At 72.9% G+C, this 17,714-nt stretch carries 18 protein-coding genes; 14 read left to right on the forward strand and 4 right to left on the reverse strand.

The annotated features are described in order from the left end of the window. Nucleotides 1–98: 98 nt before the first annotated feature. The 8 genes from IE245_RS26735 (at nt 99) to IE245_RS26770 (ending at nt 6,900) form a co-directional block, all read left to right on the forward strand. On the forward strand, nt 99–746 hold the full coding sequence (locus IE245_RS26735; RefSeq protein WP_189952022.1) for an HAD family hydrolase: 648 nt from the start codon (nt 99–101) through the stop codon (nt 744–746). A gap of 43 nt (nt 747–789) precedes the next feature. Then, nucleotides 790–1,986, forward strand: coding sequence for an MFS transporter (locus IE245_RS26740; RefSeq protein ID WP_189952023.1), 1,197 nt, complete (start codon nt 790–792; stop codon nt 1,984–1,986). Then, nucleotides 1,955–3,130 carry an acetoin utilization protein AcuC gene (locus tag IE245_RS26745; RefSeq protein WP_189952024.1) on the forward strand — a complete coding sequence of 392 codons (1,176 nt, stop codon included), beginning with the start codon at nt 1,955–1,957 and terminating at the stop codon, nt 3,128–3,130. Before IE245_RS26740 ends, IE245_RS26745 begins: the two co-directional genes overlap by 32 nt. An 83-nt stretch (nt 3,131–3,213) precedes the next feature. Beyond that, nucleotides 3,214–4,029 (forward strand): phosphatase, encoded by an 816-nt coding sequence (locus IE245_RS26750; protein WP_189952025.1) that lies wholly within the window; start codon nt 3,214–3,216, stop codon nt 4,027–4,029. 127 nt (nt 4,030–4,156) lie between these two features. Next, nucleotides 4,157–4,366 (forward strand): helix-turn-helix domain-containing protein, encoded by a 210-nt coding sequence (locus tag IE245_RS26755; protein WP_030495139.1) that lies wholly within the window; start codon nt 4,157–4,159, stop codon nt 4,364–4,366. A 152-nt stretch (nt 4,367–4,518) separates the two neighbouring features. After that, nucleotides 4,519–4,617: a 30S ribosomal protein bS22 gene (locus IE245_RS26760; protein ID WP_003948845.1), complete on the forward strand. Its 99-nt coding sequence runs from the start codon at nt 4,519–4,521 to the stop codon at nt 4,615–4,617. A 153-nt stretch (nt 4,618–4,770) separates the two neighbouring features. Beyond that, nucleotides 4,771–5,835: an NAD-dependent epimerase/dehydratase family protein gene (locus IE245_RS26765; protein ID WP_189952026.1), complete on the forward strand. Its 1,065-nt coding sequence runs from the start codon at nt 4,771–4,773 to the stop codon at nt 5,833–5,835. A gap of 15 nt (nt 5,836–5,850) precedes the next feature. Continuing rightward, nucleotides 5,851–6,900: a lysophospholipid acyltransferase family protein gene (locus tag IE245_RS26770; protein WP_189952027.1), complete on the forward strand. Its 1,050-nt coding sequence runs from the start codon at nt 5,851–5,853 to the stop codon at nt 6,898–6,900. Nucleotides 6,901–6,960: 60 nt separating this feature from the next. Here the strand turns inward: IE245_RS26770 and IE245_RS26775 are convergent, their stop codons facing one another. The 3 genes from IE245_RS26775 to IE245_RS26785 form a co-directional block, all read right to left on the reverse strand. After that, on the reverse strand, nt 6,961–8,217 hold the full coding sequence (locus tag IE245_RS26775; protein WP_189952028.1) for a DUF5667 domain-containing protein: 1,257 nt from the start codon (nt 8,215–8,217) through the stop codon (nt 6,961–6,963). A gap of 350 nt (nt 8,218–8,567) precedes the next feature. Beyond that, nucleotides 8,568–9,359 carry an ECF subfamily RNA polymerase sigma factor, BldN family gene (locus IE245_RS26780; RefSeq protein WP_169094351.1) on the reverse strand — a complete coding sequence of 264 codons (792 nt, stop codon included), beginning with the start codon at nt 9,357–9,359 and terminating at the stop codon, nt 8,568–8,570. 454 nt (nt 9,360–9,813) lie between these two features. Continuing rightward, complete coding sequence (locus IE245_RS26785) at nt 9,814–10,782, reverse strand: HAD family hydrolase (protein WP_189952029.1); 969 nt, start codon at nt 10,780–10,782, stop codon at nt 9,814–9,816. A 93-nt stretch (nt 10,783–10,875) separates the two neighbouring features. Here IE245_RS26785 and IE245_RS26790 point away from each other — a divergent pair, with 93 nt between their 5' ends. The 6 genes from IE245_RS26790 (at nt 10,876) to hemB (ending at nt 17,392) form a co-directional block, all read left to right on the forward strand. Beyond that, nucleotides 10,876–11,166 (forward strand): glutaredoxin family protein, encoded by a 291-nt coding sequence (locus tag IE245_RS26790; RefSeq protein WP_189952031.1) that lies wholly within the window; start codon nt 10,876–10,878, stop codon nt 11,164–11,166. A 272-nt stretch (nt 11,167–11,438) separates the two neighbouring features. Next, nucleotides 11,439–12,242 carry a redox-sensing transcriptional repressor Rex gene (locus tag IE245_RS26795; protein WP_189952033.1) on the forward strand — a complete coding sequence of 268 codons (804 nt, stop codon included), beginning with the start codon at nt 11,439–11,441 and terminating at the stop codon, nt 12,240–12,242. Further along, entirely contained in the window at nt 12,239–13,594 is a 1,356-nt protein-coding gene (locus IE245_RS26800) for a glutamyl-tRNA reductase (protein ID WP_189952035.1), read from the forward strand. Before IE245_RS26795 ends, IE245_RS26800 begins: the two co-directional genes overlap by 4 nt. Continuing rightward, nucleotides 13,591–14,577 carry a hydroxymethylbilane synthase gene (gene hemC / locus IE245_RS26805; protein WP_189952037.1) on the forward strand — a complete coding sequence of 329 codons (987 nt, stop codon included), beginning with the start codon at nt 13,591–13,593 and terminating at the stop codon, nt 14,575–14,577. The genes IE245_RS26800 and hemC overlap by 4 nt, the downstream gene beginning before the upstream one ends. After that, entirely contained in the window at nt 14,574–16,244 is a 1,671-nt protein-coding gene (locus IE245_RS26810; protein ID WP_189952039.1) for a bifunctional uroporphyrinogen-III C-methyltransferase/uroporphyrinogen-III synthase, read from the forward strand. The genes hemC and IE245_RS26810 overlap by 4 nt, the downstream gene beginning before the upstream one ends. 143 nt (nt 16,245–16,387) lie before the next feature. Next, nucleotides 16,388–17,392 (forward strand): porphobilinogen synthase, encoded by a 1,005-nt coding sequence (hemB, locus tag IE245_RS26815; protein WP_189952042.1) that lies wholly within the window; start codon nt 16,388–16,390, stop codon nt 17,390–17,392. Here the strand turns inward: hemB and IE245_RS26820 are convergent. Next, a partial coding sequence (locus tag IE245_RS26820) for a DUF4253 domain-containing protein (protein ID WP_189952044.1) occupies nt 17,340–17,714 on the reverse strand: 375 nt, incomplete at its 5' end. The genes hemB and IE245_RS26820 overlap by 53 nt on opposite strands.

Here is a 17,714-nt window from a genome sequence, read left to right on the forward strand (position 1 = left end):
GAGAGTAGGACGCCGCCGAACAATTATTGTGGGAAAGCCCCGCACCCTTGTGGTGCGGGGCTTTTCCGCGTTCACGGGGCCCGCTCTAGGCTGGGCGTATGCGCTACGACCTGGTCATCTTCGACAACGACGGCGTGCTCGTCGACAGCGAGCCGCTGTCCAACGGGCTGCTCGCCAGCTACCTCACGGAGCTCGGGCACCCCACCACGTACGAGGAATCCCTCCGGGACTACATGGGGGCCGCCCTGCACCGGGTCCACGACCTCGTCCTCGAACGGAGCGGGCAGCGGCTGCCCGAGGACTTCGACGCCACCTTCCACGCGCGGGTCTTCGCCGCGTTCCGGGAACAACTGGAGCCGGTCGAAGGGGCGGTGGAGGTGCTGAAGCGGCTCGCGGCCGAGGAGGTCCCGTACTGTGTGGCCTCGTCCGGGAGCCATGAGCGGATCCGGGTCGGGCACCGGAAGACCGGGCTCGACGCCTGGTTCCCGGACGAACTCGTCCACAGCGCCGAGGACGTGGGGCGCGGCAAGCCCGCGCCGGACCTCTTCCTCCACGCGGCCGCGCGGATGGGGGTGGCGCCCGAGCGGTGCGTCGTCGTCGAGGACAGCCGGCTCGGGGTGCGGGCGGCCGTCGCCGCCGGGATGGACGTGTACGGGTTCACGGCGATGACGCCCGAGGACCGGCTGACGGGAGCACGGGGGTTCTTCTCGCGGATGGAGGACCTGCCCGACCTTTTGGGTCTGTGATCCGTCTACCCATCGGTAGGGGGCGGGCCTACGCTGTGCCGCCATGACCGATGTACGGCTGCGGCGGGGGCGGGGCTCCCTGGCCCTCAGCTTCTTCGTCCAGGGCGTCGCCTTCGCGCTGCTCGTGACCCGGATACCCGGGATCCAGGACCGGTACGGGATCTCCGACGGGCTCCTGCCCCTCTTCCTGGCCGCCGTGCCGGTCCTCGCCGGGATCGCGAGTGTGGCGACCGGGAAGGTCGTGGCCCGGGTGGCGCCCTCGCGGGTGCTGCGGTGGTCCCAGCCCGTCGTGCTGCTCGCGCTGCTCGGCGTGGGGGCGGGGGACGCGCTGTGGGCGGCGGCCGTGGCGCTCGGGGCGTTCGGGCTCGCGGTCGGCGCGCTCGACGCCTCCATGAACATGCTGGGGGTGAGCCTCCAGCGGACGTACGGCCGGAGCATCATGCTCGGTTTCCACGCCGCGTACAGCCTCGGCGGGATCGCCGGCGCCTCCCTGGCCTGGGCCGGGGCGCACTGGCACCTGACGCTGTTCTGGTCGTACCTGCCGGTCGTCGTGGTCCTCGCGCCGGCCGCGTACCTCGGCAGCCGCTGGTACGTCGACGGGAAGGCCGCCCCGGACGGCAGCGGCGAAGCGAGGGGCGGGACGCTGTCGTTCAGGCTGCTGCTGCCGCTGTGCCTGGTGATGACCTTCGCGTACATCGGGGACTCGACGGTCTCCAACTGGTCGGCGAAGTACCTCCAGGACGTGCTCGGCGGCTCGGAGGCGGCGGCGACCGTCCCGTACAACGCGTACATGGTGACGACGCTGCTCGGGCGGGCCGTGGGCGACCTGGGGGTGCGGTACTTCGGGGCGGCGGCGGTCGTGCGCGGCGGGGCGGTGCTCGCGGCGGGCGGTTTCGCGCTGGTGGCGGTGGCGCCGTCGGCGTGGGTGGGGATCGTGGCCTTCACCGTCCTCGGGCTCGGGCTGAGCGTGATCGTGCCGCAGACCTTCGCGGCGGCCGGGCGGCTCTTCCCGGAGAACAGCGACGCGGCCGTCGCGCGGCTCAACGTCTTCAACTACGTCGGCTTCCTCGTCGGCTCGCCGCTCGTCGGGGCGCTCGGGGACGCCTGGAGCTACCGGGGGGCCATGGTGGTGCCGATGGTGCTCGTCCTGGCGACGGTGGCGTATGCCACGTCGTTCGGCGCTCGGGAGGCCCGATACGGTGGCGGTCATGAGCGGCCGCGCACTGTTGATGTGGGATGAAGCTGTCACGGGGTACGACTTCGGGCCCCAGCACCCGATGGACCCGGTACGGCTCGCACTGACCATGGGGCTGGTCCGCGCCTTCGGGCTGGACCGGGCGGTGGACGTGGTGGCGGCCAAGCCGGCCGGGGACTCGACGCTGCGGCTCGTGCACCGCGAGGACTACCTGGCGGCCGTGAAGGCCGCCTCCGCCGATCCGCGCCGCGCCGACCAGGCGTACGGGCTCGGGACGGTCGACGACCCGGCGTTCGAGGGGATGCACGAGGCGTCCGCGCTGATCGCCGGGCAGTCGGTGGCCGCGGCGGAGGCCGTGTGGCGGGGCGAGGCCGGGCACGCCGTGAACTTCGCCGGCGGGCTGCACCACGCGATGCCCGGCGGGGCGGCCGGGTTCTGCGTCTACAACGACGCCTCGCTGGCCATCGCCCGGCTCCTGGAACTGGGCGCGGAGCGCGTCGCGTACGTGGACGTCGACGTGCACCACGGAGACGGGGTGCAGGCGGCGTTCTGGCAGGACCCGCGGGTCCTGACGATCTCGCTGCACGAGCATCCGCGGACCCTGTTCCCGCAGACCGGCTGGCCGGAGGAGACCGGCGCCGCCGGGGCCGGCGAGGGGAGCGCGGTGAACGTGGCGCTGCCCGCCGGCACCGGGGACGCGGGCTGGCTGCGGGCCTTCCACGCGGTGGTGCCGGAGCTCCTCGCCGACTTCCGGCCGCAGGTCCTGGTGACCCAGCACGGGGCGGACACCCACTTCGACGACCCGCTGGCCCACCTGGCGGTGTCGCTGGACGCGCAGCGGGCCGTCCAGGAGGCCTGCCACGAGCTCGCGCACGCCCACGCGGACGGCCGGTGGGTGGCGCTCGGTGGCGGCGGGTACGCCGTGGTCGACGTCGTCCCGCGGTCGTGGACGCACCTGGTCGGGATCGCGGCGCACGCGCCCGTGGCGCCCGAGACGGTGGTGCCGTCCTCGTGGCGGGACGAGGTGTACGCGCGGACCCGGCAGCTGGGTCCCGGGCGGATGACCGACGGGCGGTGGCCGGTGGACTTCCGTGACTGGACGGCCGGTTACGACCCCGCGGACCGTCTCGACCAGGCGGTGCTCGCGACCCGGAGGGCCTCCTTCCCGCTGCGCGGGCTGCTGGCCTGAACCGTGCCGCCCTGTTACGCCAACGGTGCGGCGCGCAGCGGATTCTGACGCCCCGACAGTGCCGATCGGGCAGCATCGGAAGGGTGTTGAGTACCGGGGCGCTGCGGGCGCATCTGTTGGCGGCGGGGTTGGCGGGGACGGTGGCGACCTCGCGGGAGGTCAGCCTGCGGAGCTATCGGCTCTTCGCCGCGCGGGACCCCCGGGTGACGCTGGGCCTCGTGCCGGCCGGCGGCTGGGGCGAGGCGGAGCTGCTGCGGCTGATGGCGGAGAAGTGCGGGGTGTCCGGGGATCCGGCCTACCGCTCGGGGCCCGACGCGATCGATCCGGAGCGGACGCTGCGGGGCCTGGACGCCTTCGCCGGGCGGCTGGCGGTGGCGGCGGCGCGGCGGGCTCCGGTGCTGTTCGGGACGGGCCATCCGCACCGGCTGCTCGGTTTCTACGTCGCACTCGCAGACGCCCTGTCGGCGGCGGGATGTGACGTACTCACCCCGGCGCAGGGGAGATGTGTCGACATAACGACCCGGTTCGGTCTACGTACGTACGTCCTCGACTACGTACGCGGCGTCGCGTTCGTACGGGAGGCGGGGCCGTCGGAGGGCGGGCGCGAGCCGGGGGCGCACTCCCATTCGGCGCTGCCGGTGAGGGCCGTCCTGGAGAGCGCGGCGGAGGCCGGCGGGCCGTTGCCGGAGCTGGTCGTGGGCGACCACGGCTGGGTCTGCGGTGCTGGTCAGCTGGGTATCGAGGCGATCGGGCTGGCCGACACCGACGATCCGGCGCTGTTCGTGGGGGAGGCCGAGGGACAGGTGGCCGTGGCCGTCCCGCTGGATGACGGGGTGCCCTCGGCGTACTACCGTCCCCTCACGCGCTATGTACTCAATCGAGCGTGTCTGTCACGGTAAACGGGCGATCGGGGCTCCTCTTCCCCACTCGCACCACCCGCCCCTAGGCTGATGCGTGAGCGTTCGACGACGAAGAGTCACCGGAGGGGAAGCCGGTGGGCGTCGCGGCGGAAGGTACAGGTGGGTCATGGCTGCTGGCGATCGGCCTCTCAACGAGGTCAAGTTCCTGACCGTGGCGGAAGTCGCCGCGGTGATGCGCGTATCGAAGATGACCGTGTACCGCTTGGTGCACAGCGGTCATCTGCCGGCGATCCGGGTGGGCCGGTCCTTCCGGGTCCCCGAGCAGGCGGTTCACGCGTACCTGAGGGAGTCGTACGTGGGGGTGGGGACCGCGTAGGGGGCGCGCGGCCGACCTGCGGCCGAACGGCCGGTGAGCCGCGTCCGGCCCTCGGATTACTCGTGTGGTGCCAAGGGCGGTAGGCTGACCCCTCGTAGGTCGTGTGGGCCCAGACGCCCCGCACCAGTGAGAAGAAGTGAGCGAGGGTAGTCGTGGGCTCTGTTATCAAGAAGCGGCGCAAGCGGATGGCCAAGAAGAAGCACCGCAAGCTGCTCAAGCGCACGCGCGTTCAGCGTCGCAACAAGAAGTAAGCGGCGGCCGCGCGAGCGGTTTCCCGTGCGTGGAAAGACGTGGCCCCTCACCGTCCTCGGTGAGGGGCCACGTCGTCATTGCGCCGAAATCCTCAGGCGCTACGGTGGCGCCTACGGGAAGACGGACGGAAGTTCGGACGGAAGGCGCTGATCTTGGGCAAGGTCGTGCTCGTCACCGGTGCCGCCCGGCATCTGGGGGGCCGTTTCGTGCGGCGGATCCAGCGGGACCCGGAGGTGGAGCGGGTGGTGGCCGTGGACGCGGTCGAGCCCGCGCATCCGCTGGGGGCCGCCGACTTCGTCCGGGCGGACATCCGCAGGCCGGCCATCGCCAAGGTGCTCGCGGAGCACGAGGTGGACACGGTGGTGCACCTCGACGTGACGGGGACGGCGCTGGGCGCCGGGGGCCGGACGGCGGTCAAGGAGACCAACGTCATCGGCACCATGCAGCTGCTCGGGGCCTGCCAGCAGTCGCCGCGGGTCGGCCGGCTCGTGGTGAAGTCCAGTACGACCGTGTACGGCTCCGCGCCCCGTGACCCGGCGGTCTTCACCGAGACGACGCCCGCGAAGTCGCTGCCGAGCGGGGGCTTCGCGAAGGACGCGGTCGAGGTCGAGGGGTACGTCCGGGGCTTCGCCCGGCGGCGGCCGGACGTGGCGGTGTGCGTGCTGCGGTTCGCGAACATCCTCGGGCCGCGGGTGCGGTCGCCGCTGACCGAGTACCTGTCGCTGCCGGTGCTGCCGACGGTCCTGGGGTACGACCCGCGACTGCAGTTCGTCCACGAGGACGACGTGATCGACGTGCTGCGGCTGGTGGCGCACGAGCCGCGCCGGGCGTCGCTGAACAGCGGGACCTTCAACGTGGCGGGCGACGGGGTGCTGCTGCTGTCCCAGTGCGCGCGGCGGCTCGGGCGGCCGACGGTGCCGGTGCTGCTGCCGGCGGTGACCTGGGTGGGTTCGGCGCTGCGCACGGTGGGGCTGACGGACTTCGCGCCCGAGCAGATCCGGCTCCTCACGCACGGGCGGGTCGTGTCGACCGTCCAGCTGCGGGAAGTGCTGGGTTTCCGGCCGCGGTACTCGACGGCGGAGACGTTCGCGGACTTCGCGGCGAGCCGGGGGCCGGGGCTGCTGCCGCCGGAGCGGCTCGCGGGGGTGGTCGACCGGCTGGCGGACCGGATCGCCCCGGGGGCGGTTCCTTCTCGTGACTCTTACGACGGTGCCTGAGGAGCGGCGACAGCGATGGCGGACGCCAAGGTGATTCCTTTCGACGACGACCGTTCGCGGGCCCGGCGGCGGCCCGGCCGGCCCGAGGAGCCGTCCGGGGCCGGGACGAGCGGTCCCGCGGCCGTACGGGCGCTGCCGGGGGCGCGGGAGGTGCCGGACGAGCCGGACGAGGCGCCCGCCGCCCCCGGGCCCGTGGCGGAGCCGGACGGGGAGGGGGCCGGGCGGGCCGGGTGGGAGCGGAAGCTCGCGGGCGGACTCGCGTTCCTGCGGCGGCGGGTCACGGGGGAGTACGAGGTCGACGAGTTCGGGTACGACGCCGAGCTGACCGACCAGGTGCTGATGTCGCTGCTGCGCCCGCTGTACGAGAAGTACTTCCGGGTGGAGGTGAAGGGCGTCGAGAACATCCCGGAGAAGGGCGGGGCGCTGATCGTCGCCAACCATTCCGGGACGCTGCCGCTGGACGGGCTGATGATGCAGGTGGCGGTGCACGACCACCATCCGGCGGGCCGGCATCTGCGGCTGCTCGCGGCGGACCTGGTCTTCGTGCTGCCGGTCGTCAACGAGCTGGCCAGGAAGGCGGGGCACACGCTCGCGTGCGCGGAGGACGCGGAGCGGCTGCTGAAGGCCGGGGAGGTCGTCGGCGTGATGCCGGAGGGCTTCAAGGGGATCGGGAAGCCGTTCTCGGAGCGGTACAAGCTCCAGCGGTTCGGCCGGGGCGGCTTCGTCTCGACGGCGCTGCGGGCGGGGGTGCCGATCGTGCCCTGCTCGATCGTGGGCGCCGAGGAGATCTACCCGATGATCGGGAACGCGAAGACGCTGGCGCGGCTGCTGGGTCTGCCGTACGTGCCGGTGACGCCGACCTTCCCCTGGCTGGGGCCGCTGGGGATGCTGCCGCTGCCGACGAAGTGGACGATCCAGTTCGGGGAGCCGATTCCGACGGACGGCTATCCGCCGGAGGCGGCGGAGGACCCGATGCTGATGTTCAACCTGACCGACCAGGTCCGTGAGCAGATCCAGCACACGCTGTACAAGCTGTTGGTGCAGCGGCGGTCGGTGTTCTTCTGAGCTGTTTGTGGGAGATGGAGAAGGGGCGCCCCCCGTCCGTGGGGGCGCCCCTTCTTCTTGTCAGCGAGCGTCCTCGCTGTCGATGCCGAGGCCTGGAAGGAGGCCCGGCAGGAGTGGCGGGATGGTGACGTCGGGGGGTGTGGGGGTCGCCTGCTGTTCCTCGGGGGCGGTGGTGCCCGTCGGGGACGGCAGGAGGCCGCCGGTGTTGCCGCCGAGGAGTCCGTCGTCCTCGGGGGCGGTGGTGCCGGTCTCGGCGCCCGGGCTCGGGGTGGTGCCGGTGCCGGTGGTGCCGCCGGTGCCCGCGTCCTGGGTGGTGCCGGTGGGGCGGGGGGTGGTGGCGGAGTGGCCGCCCTGGGACGGGGTGCCCTGGGTGGTCGTGGGCTGCCTGGTGGCCGTGTCCGGCTGGTCCTGCCGGGCGGTGGGGCTGCTGCTGGAGCCGGGGTCGGCCGCGCCCTTTTCGAGGGCGCGGGGCAGCATCGACTGGAGCGGCTCGACTTCCTGGTCTATGGCGGCGAAGACGCCGCTGACCTCTTCGCCGACGTCCGTGAGCTGGACGGGGAGCCGGTCGCGCAGACCGTTCCAGGTGTCGCGGTGCGCCTGGGCGAAGGAGTTCAGCCGGGCCATGGGGGCGAGCTCGCCGTCCCGGTCGTAGGCCTGGCGGAGCAGCCGGTGGCCTTGCTCGGCGTCGTGCTTCATGCCGCCGAGGGCGCGCCGGATCTCGCTGAGGGACTCGTGGTCGAGGTCGCCGGAGCGGGCGCGCTCCATGAGCCGGCGGGCCTCGCTGAGCCGGGTGGACGCCTGGTCGAGGTAGATGCCCCCGCGGTCGGCGTCGTCGTCGGCCATGCCCAGCTTGAGGTCTTCCATGCCGCGCTTGAGCCCGTAGAGCGAGTCACCGGGGAGGGCGTCGGAGCTGGCGGCGGCGACGCCGCCGAAGGCCCCGGCCGCCACCCCGACCGTGAGGCCGCCGGCGGCGAGCCCCTTGGTCCAGCGGGTGCGCGGACGGAGCTTGCGCAGGGGGGATGCCCGGTGGGCACCCCTGGTGCTCCGCTGTTCCGGGACGGTAGGGCCCGCGGCGGCCGTCCCCTGGGCGAACATCGCCTCCATGGCGGCGACGAGCTGGGCTCGCTGCACCACCTTGACCTCGGGGTCGAGTTCCGGTTTCGGCAGGTCGCCGAGTCCGCTCGCCAAGGCCAACAGCCGTCCCTGGTCGCCCGTGTCGGCCGGGGCGTCGGACCGGTCGGCCGCCTCGCCCTCGGGCGCCCGGTCCTCCAGGGCCTGGGCGAAGGCGTTCGCCCGCCGGTGCACGTTCGCGATCACTGGCGGCACCTCCTCTCGTCATGACGGTCGACTCCCCAGGGGGTCCGGAAGGTTGCCCGCCTTGAGCGGATCCACACGAACGAGTGAGTATCCGCGGGCAGGGCGTGACCACAGGGAGCCTGCATTTCGCACAACGAGCGGCGCGGCACTTGGGTTACGCGCGAAAGATGATCGGACCAGTGCGTCATCGATGCGTCACCAACTGTGATGTGGGACGGGCAGTGGTGGCGTGGGGGGAGGGGTGCGGTGAGGGGAGACAAGTGACTCTGAGAGGGGAGGGGGACGGGAGGAGGGGGAGGGGGAGAGGGGTGGCGGCGGTCGGCGGCCCGGGGGACGGTGAGCCGGCCCGGTCAGCGGGCGTCTTCGGGCAGCAGGCGGGCCAGGGTGCGGACGGCCCGGTACTGGAGGGTCTTGATGGCGCCCTCGTTCTTCCCCATGACCCGCGCGGTCTCGGCGACCGAGAGGCCCTGGAGGAAGCGGAGGGTGACGCACTCCTGCTGCTGGGGGTTGAGGCGGCGGACGGCGTCGAGGAGCGCGGCGTTGGAGAGGGACTCGAGGACGGAGTCCTCCGGGCTGCGCTCGACCTCGTTGGCGTCGAGCATCTCGCCGGTGGTGACCTCCAGCCGGAAGCGGCTGGACTTGAAGTGGTCGGCCACGAGGTTGCGGGCGATGGTGACGAGCCAGGCGCCGAAGTCGCGGCCCTGCCAGGTGAAGGTGGAGATCCGGCGCAGGGCGCGCAGGAAGGTCTCACTGGTGAGGTCCTCCGCCGTCGCCTTCCCGCCGACGCGGTAGTAGATGTAGCGGTAGACGGTGTCGCTGTACTGGTCGTACAGCCGGCCGAAGGCCTCGGCCTCGCCCGCCTGGGCGCGCTCGACCAGATCCATCATCCGGGCGCTGTCGCTGTCGGCGGTGGGGCGTCGGGCGGCGGTCGAGTTGCCGGCGCCGCCGCGCGCGCCCCGTCTGCCGACGGCGGCACCGCCGTCGGCCAGGGCATAGCAAGGGCCGGCCGGAGCCGGTGCGGCGAAGGCGAAGGCGGGCGCAGGACCGACGTACGCGGTGGGGACGAAGCCACGCAAGTGGTCGAGGACCGTTGCGCGCAGCGTAGCCAGGCCCGAGGCGTCAACCCCGACGTGTGGGTACACGGGACTCCCAGAGGCAGAGCTTCCATCACGTGCAGTGCGGAGCCGTTCACTCGTCGTGGCGACGGGAGGGTTCCGCTGTGCGTCTGAGGAGAATAACGCTTCGTACAGGCAGCGCTACACCCAGTTGCTCAAATCACCGATTACGTCGGTTCTGTTACTGCTTGCAATCAGATCAAGTCGCACTTCGTGATCGGTTATTGATCGAATGACTTCCGAGTGTGATTGCGTCGGCGTTGCGTTGTGCTCATGTGCGGTAGGGGGGAGTGAGCGCCGCCGCTCCTGGGTAAGGGCGCGGGAATGCCTGGGAGTCGGGGTGTGCGGACGCTGTTCGACCACGGACGGGTGAGCCCCGCTGGTCCGTGGTTGTCGCAGATGATCGCAGCCGAAACGTATCGCCACGGGGGTGGCGCTCCGTGAGCGGCGGGGAGTTCGCGTACGGGCGTGTCGGCCGCGGTCAGCGGCGGCGGCGGTGCAGGGCGACCGCGGCGGCGGTGCCGCCGGCGACGGCGCCGAGGCCCGCGGCGGCGGGGATGCCGATCTTGGCGGCCTTGCGGCCGGTCCGGTAGTCGCGCAGCCGCCACTCGAGGTTCCGGGCGTGCCGGCGCAGCTTGGTGTCGGGGTTGATCGCGTACGGGTGGCCGACGAGCGAGAGCATCGGGATGTCGTTGTGCGAGTCGCTGTACGCGGCGCAGCGGGCGAGGTCCAGGCCCTCGGCGGCGGCCAGGGCGCGTACCGCCTCGGCCTTGGCCGGGCCGTGCAGGAGCTCGCCGACCAGTCGGCCGGTGTAGACGCCGTCGACGGACTCGGCGACGGTGCCGAGGGCGCCGGTGAGGCCGAGGCGGCGGGCGATGATCGTGGCCGTCTCGACCGGGGCGGCCGTCACCAGCCAGACCTTCTGGCCCGCGTCGAGGTGGGCCTGGGCCAGGGCGCGGGTGCCCGGCCAGATCCGGTCGGCCATGTACTCGTCGTAGATCTCCTCGCCGATCGACATCAGTTCGGAGACGCGGTGGCCCTTGACGATGGAGAGCGCGCTGTCGCGGGCCTCCTGCATGTGGGCGGGGTCCTCGACGCCGGCCAGCCGGAACCAGACCTGGGCCCAGGCGAAGCGGGCGAGTTCGCGGCGCTGGAAGAACTTCCGCTTGTACAGGCCGCGGCCGAAGTGGAAGATCGCGGCGCCCTGCATCACGGTGTTGTCGAGGTCGAAGAAGGCGGCGGCCCGGACGTCGCCCACGACGGGGAACTCGGGCTCCGCGGGCACGGCTTCGGCGGCCTCGGCCGCTTCGAGGGCGGCGGCCTCCTCCTCGCGCTCGCGCTCCAGCTGGAGCGAGGTCTTGCGGGCCGCCTCGGCGGCGGCCTCGCCTGCGAGGACGCTGCGCGCGGTGGCGGAGCGCCTACGGGGGGTGAGCCATCCCAGAGCGGCCATGTCTGGAGCATAGCCAGTCTGTTCGGTCCTTCCCGACTCGTGACGACGCCGTCGTGTGAACAGTGCGGGTCCCCGCCGTGACCGGGCGGGACAATGGACGGCATGTTCGGACGTACCAAGAAGAAGGACGCGGCCAAGGACCCGGCCGCGCGGACCGTGACGCTGATCGGGAAGCCGGGGTGCCACCTCTGCGACGACGCCCGGGCGGTGGTGGAGGCCGTCTGCGCCGAGACCGGGGCGCGCTGGGAGGAGCGGGACATCCTCCAGGACGAGGCGCTGTACAAGGAGTACTGGGAGCAGATTCCCGTCGTCCTGGTCGACGGGGAGCAGCACACCTTCTGGCGGGTGGACGCCGATCGGCTCCGGCGCGAACTGGGCGCCTGACCGAAAGCCGGTTACCATCGTGGACGTTTTGTTGCCATTCGGGGGCCGCGTCGTGAGGAGAGTGTGCGGCTTTGCCCCCTTCGGGATCTCGACGTGTCGCACCGTGTGACGGTTCCGTACCGTCGATAACCGGTCGCGTGACCCCGGTCACTTTGGGCAGACAAAACGGACACCATCTTTGTGCACGCGTTCACAAAGACATAGCCTGCATTCGACGGGGCGGTCCTGGGACATATGGCCGCCTGCAGCCCCGCTCATCCCGCAGGAGCACCGTGGCAACTGGCCGAACTCACCGACCGGCGACCCGTAGCCGAGGAATTCCCGAGGCCACCGTCGCCCGCCTTCCGCTGTATCTGCGCGCCCTGACCGCGCTCTCGGAACGCTCCGTACCCACGGTCTCCTCGGAGGAGCTCGCGGCCGCGGCCGGCGTCAACTCCGCGAAGCTGCGCAAGGACTTCAGCTACCTCGGCTCGTACGGCACCCGCGGTGTCGGCTACGACGTCGAGTACCTCGTCTACCAGATCTCCCGCGAGCTCGGCCTGACCCAGGACTGGCCGGTCGTGATCGTCGGCATCGGCAACCTCGGCGCCGCGCTCGCCGGTTACGGCGGCTTCGCCTCCCGGGGCTTCCGCGTCGCCGCGCTGATCGACGCCGACCCCGCCATGACCGGCAGGCCGGTCGCCGGGATCCCCGTCCAGCACAGCGACGACCTGGAGAAGATCATCGCCGAGGACGGCGTCTCGATCGGCGTCATCGCGACCCCGGCCGGCGTCGCGCAGGCGGTCTGCGACCGGCTCGTCGCCGCCGGCGTCACCTCCATCCTCAACTTCGCCCCGACCGTGCTCTCCGTGCCCGACGGCGTCGACGTGCGCAAGGTGGACCTCTCCATCGAGCTGCAGATCCTCGCCTTCCACGAGCAGCGCAAGGCCGGCGAGGAGCCGGGCGAGGAGACCGCCCCGGCCGCCGCCCCCGCGGCGCCGCCCGCCGCGCGCACCGCCACCGACCGCGCCCGCGCCGGCGTCGAGGGCGGCCGCAAGGGACCTGACGGGGACGCCCCCGCGGTGATGCCGGCATGAGCCTCCTCGTCGTCGGGCTGAGCCACCGCAGCGCCCCCGTCTCCATCCTGGAGAGGGCCTCGCTGCCGACGGACACCCGGACCAAGCTCCTCCAGGACACCCTCGCCGCCGAACCGGCCGCCGAGGCCACCGTCCTCGCCACCTGCAACCGCATCGAGCTCTACGCCGACGTGGACAAGTTCCACGCCGGCGTCGCCGAGCTGTCCACGCTGCTCGCCCAGCACAGCGGCGTCGGCCTGGACGAGCTCACCCCCTACCTCTACGTGCACTACGAGGACCGGGCCGTCCACCACCTCTTCTCGGTGGCCTGCGGCCTTGACTCCATGGTCGTCGGCGAGGGCCAGATCCTCGGCCAGATCAAGGACGCCCTCGCCCTCGGCCAGGACCTGCACACCGCGGGCCGGCTCCTCAACGACCTCTTCCAGCAGGCCCTGCGGGTCGGCAAGCGCGCCCACAGCGAGACCGGCATCGACCGGGCCGGGCAGTCGCTCGTCACCTTCGGTCTGGAGCAGCTCTCCCAGGCCGCCGACGTCGACAGCTGGGCCCGCGGCAAGAAGGCCCTGGTCATCGGCGCCGGCTCCATGTCCTCGCTGGCCGCCGCGACCCTCGCCCGCGCCGGGGTCGCCGAGATCGTCATCGCCAACCGCACCCTCGCCCGCGCCGAGCGGCTCGCCGAGATCCTCCGCGAGCCCGGGGGCACGGGCGTGGCCGCGCGCGCGGCCGAGATGGTTGCCGTCGGCGACGAACTGGGCCGGGCGGACATCGTCGTCTCCTGCACCGGCGCCACCGGACTCGTCCTCGCCGGCGACGCGATCGAGGCCGCCGCCGAGGGCCGCGACGGGACCCTGTACCTGCTCGACCTCGCCATGCCCCGCGACATCGACGCCGCCGCCCACCGCATCCCCGGTGTCCGGCTCGTCGACATCGAGTCGCTCGCCGACGCCTCCGCCGACGCGCCCATGGCCAACGACGTGGACCAGGTCCGCGGCATCGTCTCCGACGAGGTCGCCGCCTTCGGCGCCGCCCAGCGCGCCGCCCACATCACCCCGACCGTGGTCGCCCTGCGCACCATGGCCGCCGACGTGGTGGCCAGCGAGGTCGCCCGCCTGGAAGGCCGCCTCCCCGGCCTCGACGACAAGCAGCGCGCCGAGATCACCCAGACCGTGCGCCGCGTCGTCGACAAGCTCCTGCACGCGCCGACCGTGCGGGTCAAGCAGCTCGCCAGCGAGCCCGGCGGCGCCGGGTACGCGGACGCGCTGCGGACACTCTTCGACCTCGACCCGCAGACGGTGGCTTCCGTCTCCCGGGCCGACCTGAATGACGCCGACGTCAAGAACCGAGGGCGAGTATGACCGAGAGGGCACTGAGGCTCGGGACCAGGCGCAGCAAGCTCGCCATGGCCCAGTCCGGGCACGTGGCCGACGCGGTCCGGCAGCTGACCGGCCGGCCCGTCGAGCTCGTGGAGATCACCACGTACGGGGACACCTCCCGTGAGCACCTCGCGCAGATCGGCGGCACCGGCGTCTTCGTCGCGGCCCTGCGCGACGCGCTGCTGGACGGCGAGGTCGACTTCGCCGTCCACTCCCTGAAGGACCTGCCGACCGCCCAGCACCCCGAGCTGGTGCTGGCAGCGATCCCGAAGCGCGAGGACCCGCGCGACGTCCTGATCGCCGGCGAGGGCCTCTCCCTCGCCCGGCTCCCCCGGGGCGCCCGCGTCGGCACCGGCTCGCCGCGCCGGATGGCCCAGCTGCACGCGTACGCCCGCAGCCACGGCCTCGACCTGACCTGCGTCCCGATCCGGGGCAACGTCGACACCCGCGTCGGCTACGTCCGCAAGGGCGAGCTCGACGCCGTCGTCCTCGCCGCGGCCGGACTCAACCGCATCGGCGGCACCGAGGAGCTCCTCGGCGGCCTGTCGGCCGAGCACCTGCCGGTCGACTCCGTGCTGCCCGCCCCCGGCCAGGGAGCCCTGGCCGTCGAATGCCCGGCGTCGAACTCCGACCTCGTCGCCGCGCTCGCCGCCCTCGACGACCCGCGCACGCGGGCCGCCGTGACCGCCGAGCGATCCCTGCTCGCCGCCCTGGAGGCCGGCTGCAGCGCACCCGTGGGAGCGCTCGCCGACATCCTCGCCGACGGCCCCGGTCACGGGCAGGTTGTCACCGAAATGCGCCTGCGCGGCGTCGTCGGCACCACCGACGGCTCGACGCTGGTGCAGCTGTCCACCACCGGTCCCGTACCCACCTCGCACGACGAGGCGGCGGCGCTCGGACGCGAACTCGCGGCCGAGATGCTCGCCAAGGGTGCGGCCGGTCTTATGGGGGAGCGAGCACTTTGAACCCCGCCAGCCCGACCACCAGCCCCGTGTCCCCCGTCTTCGCGGGCCACGGCCACGTCACCTTCCTCGGCGCAGGACCGGGCGACCCCGGACTCCTGACCCTCCGGGCCGTCGAGGCCCTCGCCGGAGCGGACGTCCTGATCGCCGAGCCGGAGGTCCTCGAGGTCGTCCGCGGCCATGCGCGCGCGGACGTGAGCACGCCTGAGCTGACGGTTGTTGACGAGGCGTCAACAACCGCCGGTGTCCCCGTGTTGAGGGATGCGGCCAATCTTGTCATGGAGGCCGCGCGCGGCGGCAGGCGGGTCGTCCGTGCGGTGACCGGTGACCCCGGCCTCGACGGGAACGCGGGCGCCGAGATGCTCGCCTGCGCCGCCGAGGGCATCCCCTTCGAGGTCGTCCCCGGCGTCGCGAACGTGGTCGGCGTCCCCGCGTACGCCGGTGTGCCGCTCCGCGACGAGCAGGGCACCGACGTCCGCTTCGTCGACGCGCGGACCGCCGACGACCGGTGCTGGGCCGAGGTCGGCGCCTCCGACGGCACCGTCGTCGTCTCCACCTCGCTGGACGCGGTCGCCGCGGCCGCCGGCGAGCTGGTGGCCGCGGGCCGCAAGCCGGACACCCCGCTCACCGTGACCATCGCCGGCACGACCACGCGCCAGCGGACCTGGACGGCGACCCTCGGGACGATCGCGCAGGTCTTCAAGCAGGGCAAGGTGCTGCCCTCCCCCGAGGGCCACCGGCCGGTGATAGCCGTGGTCGGCGAGCGCAGTGCCCCGGCGCAGCGGGACCAGCTCTCGTGGTTCGAGTCCAAGCCGCTCTTCGGCTGGCGGGTGCTCGTGCCGCGCACCAAGGAGCAGGCCGCGTCGCTCTCCGACCAGCTGCGCTCGTACGGTGCCGTGCCGCACGAGGTGCCGACGATCGCCGTCGAGCCGCCGCGGACCCCGCAGCAGATGGAGCGGGCCGTGAAGGGGCTCGTCACCGGGCGGTACGAGTGGATCGCCTTCACCTCCGTCAACGCGGTCAAGGCCGTGCGGGAGAAGTTCGAGGAGTACGGGCTCGACGCCCGCGCCTTCGCCGGGATCAAGGTCGCGGCGGTGGGCGAGCAGACGGCCGCGGCCCTGGTCGACTTCGGCGTGAAGCCCGACCTCGTGCCGAGCGGCGAGCAGTCCGCGGCGGGTCTCCTGGAGGACTGGCCGCCGTACGACCCGGTCTTCGACCCGATCGACCGCGTCTTCCTGCCGCGGGCCGACATCGCGACCGAGACGCTGGTCGCCGGGCTCATCGAGCTCGGGTGGGAGGTCGACGACGTCACCGCCTACCGGACCGTGCGGGCGTCGCCGCCGCCGGCGGACACGCGCGAGGCGATCAAGGGCGGCGGCTTCGACGCCGTGCTGTTCACGTCGTCGTCGACCGTGCGGAACCTCGTCGGCATCGCCGGCAAGCCGCACAACGTGACCGTCATCGCCTGCATCGGGCCGGCGACGGCCAAGACGGCGGAGGAGCACGGACTGCGGGTCGACGTGCTGTCCCCCGAGCCGTCCGTCCACAAGCTGGCGGAGGCGCTGGCGGAGTTCGGCATCCGGCGGCGCGAGGCGGCGCTGGAGGCCGGCGACCCGGTGACGCGGCCGAGCGAGCGGCGCCCGGGCGCGCGGAGGCGGCGCACTACGTAATGCGCGGGTGAGTGTGGGTGCGGGTCCCCGTTCCGGCGGGGGCCCGCGCCTTTTTGCGTCGCGGGCGCCGCGCACGGGGGCGGCGGGGACGGTGGACACGGTGTCGGTAAGTGGGGGCGGGGGGCGGGCGTAGCCTCGCACGTATGAACTCGTATGGAAGCTTTCCGGGGGCGCGGCCGCGGCGGCTGCGGACGACGCCCGCCATGCGCCGGATGGTGGCCGAGACCCGTCTCTCCCCGGCCGACCTGATCCTGCCCGCGTTCGTCCGCGAGGGCGTGAGCGAGCCCGTTCCGATCGGCGCCATGCCCGGCGTCGTCCAGCACACGCGGGACACCCTGCGCCGCGCCGCCGCGGAGGCCGTGGAGGCGGGCGTCTCCGGGATCATGCTCTTCGGCGTGCCGGAGGACGCGAAGAAGGACGGGCTCGGCACGGCCGGGACCGACCCGGACGGGATCCTCCAGGTCGCCATCCGTGACGTGCGGGCCGAAGTCGGCGACGAGCTCATCGTCATGTCGGACCTGTGCCTCGACGAGTTCACCGACCACGGCCACTGCGGCGTCCTCGACGAGGACGGCCGGGTCGACAACGACGCCACCCTGGAGCGCTACGCCGAGATGGCGCAGGTCCAGGCCGACGCCGGCGTCCACGTCGTCGGCCCCTCCGGGATGATGGACGGCCAGGTCGGTGTCATCCGGGACGCGCTGGACACCATCGGCAAGGAGGACGTGTCGATCCTCGCGTACACGGCGAAGTACTCCTCCGCCTTCTACGGCCCCTTCCGCGAGGCCGTCGGTTCCTCGCTCAAGGGCGACCGCAAGACCTACCAGCAGGACCCCGCCAACCTCCGCGAGTCGATGCGCGAGCTGGCGCTCGACCTGGAGGAGGGCGCGGACATGGTGATGGTGAAGCCGGCCGGCCCGTACCTGGACGTGCTCGCGAAGGTCGCCGCGGCCGTGGACGTACCCGTGGCCGCGTACCAGATCAGCGGTGAGTACGCGATGGTCGAGGCCGCCGCGGAGAAGGGCTGGATCGACCGCGAGAAGGCGATCCTGGAGACCCTCACCGGCATCCGCCGCGCCGGCGGCCGGATGATCCTCACCTACTGGGCCACCGAGGCCGCGCGGATGCTCTCCGCCGGGGCCCGCTAGCCGCGGCTCGGTCCCACCGGAAGTTCCACGCCGGCGCGCCCACCAGCGCCTCGTGGGCGTAGGCGCGCGGGGTGCCGTGGTCGCCCTGGGCGACGGTGTCCGGGCAGAAGGCGAAGTGCTCCGCCGTCACCGCCTCGGCCTCCTCCGCCGTCCGGGGCGGGGCGGCCGCCGAGACCACCAGCCGGTCGGAGGTGAGGGCGACGACCCGGGCGCCGAAACGATCCTCCCAGGAGCGCAGGAGCGCAGGAGCGCGGGAGCGCGGGAGCGCGGGAGCGCGGGAGCGCGGGAGCGCGGGAGCGCGGGAGCGCGGGAGCGCGGGAGC

The organism is Streptomyces roseolus, from assembly GCF_014649855.1.
GTDB lineage: Bacteria > Actinomycetota > Actinomycetes > Streptomycetales > Streptomycetaceae > Streptomyces > Streptomyces roseolus.

Bases quoted from the DNA above. Each gene is read 5' to 3' on its own strand.
- IE245_RS26735 (WP_189952022.1), top strand. From the start codon at position 99: ATGCGCTACGACCTGGTCATCTTCGACAACGACGGCGTGCTCGTCGAC.
- IE245_RS26740 (WP_189952023.1), top strand. From the start codon at position 790: ATGACCGATGTACGGCTGCGGCGGGGGCGGGGCTCCCTGGCCCTCAGC.
- IE245_RS26745 (WP_189952024.1), top strand. From the start codon at position 1,955: ATGAGCGGCCGCGCACTGTTGATGTGGGATGAAGCTGTCACGGGGTAC.
- IE245_RS26755 (WP_030495139.1), top strand. From the start codon at position 4,157: ATGGCTGCTGGCGATCGGCCTCTCAACGAGGTCAAGTTCCTGACCGTG.
- IE245_RS26770 (WP_189952027.1), top strand. From the start codon at position 5,851: ATGGCGGACGCCAAGGTGATTCCTTTCGACGACGACCGTTCGCGGGCC.
- IE245_RS26785 (WP_189952029.1), bottom strand. From the start codon at position 10,782: ATGGCCGCTCTGGGATGGCTCACCCCCCGTAGGCGCTCCGCCACCGCG.
- IE245_RS26790 (WP_189952031.1), top strand. From the start codon at position 10,876: ATGGACGGCATGTTCGGACGTACCAAGAAGAAGGACGCGGCCAAGGAC.
- IE245_RS26800 (WP_189952035.1), top strand. From the start codon at position 12,239: ATGAGCCTCCTCGTCGTCGGGCTGAGCCACCGCAGCGCCCCCGTCTCC.
- hemC (WP_189952037.1), top strand. From the start codon at position 13,591: ATGACCGAGAGGGCACTGAGGCTCGGGACCAGGCGCAGCAAGCTCGCC.
- hemB (WP_189952042.1), top strand. From the start codon at position 16,388: ATGAACTCGTATGGAAGCTTTCCGGGGGCGCGGCCGCGGCGGCTGCGG.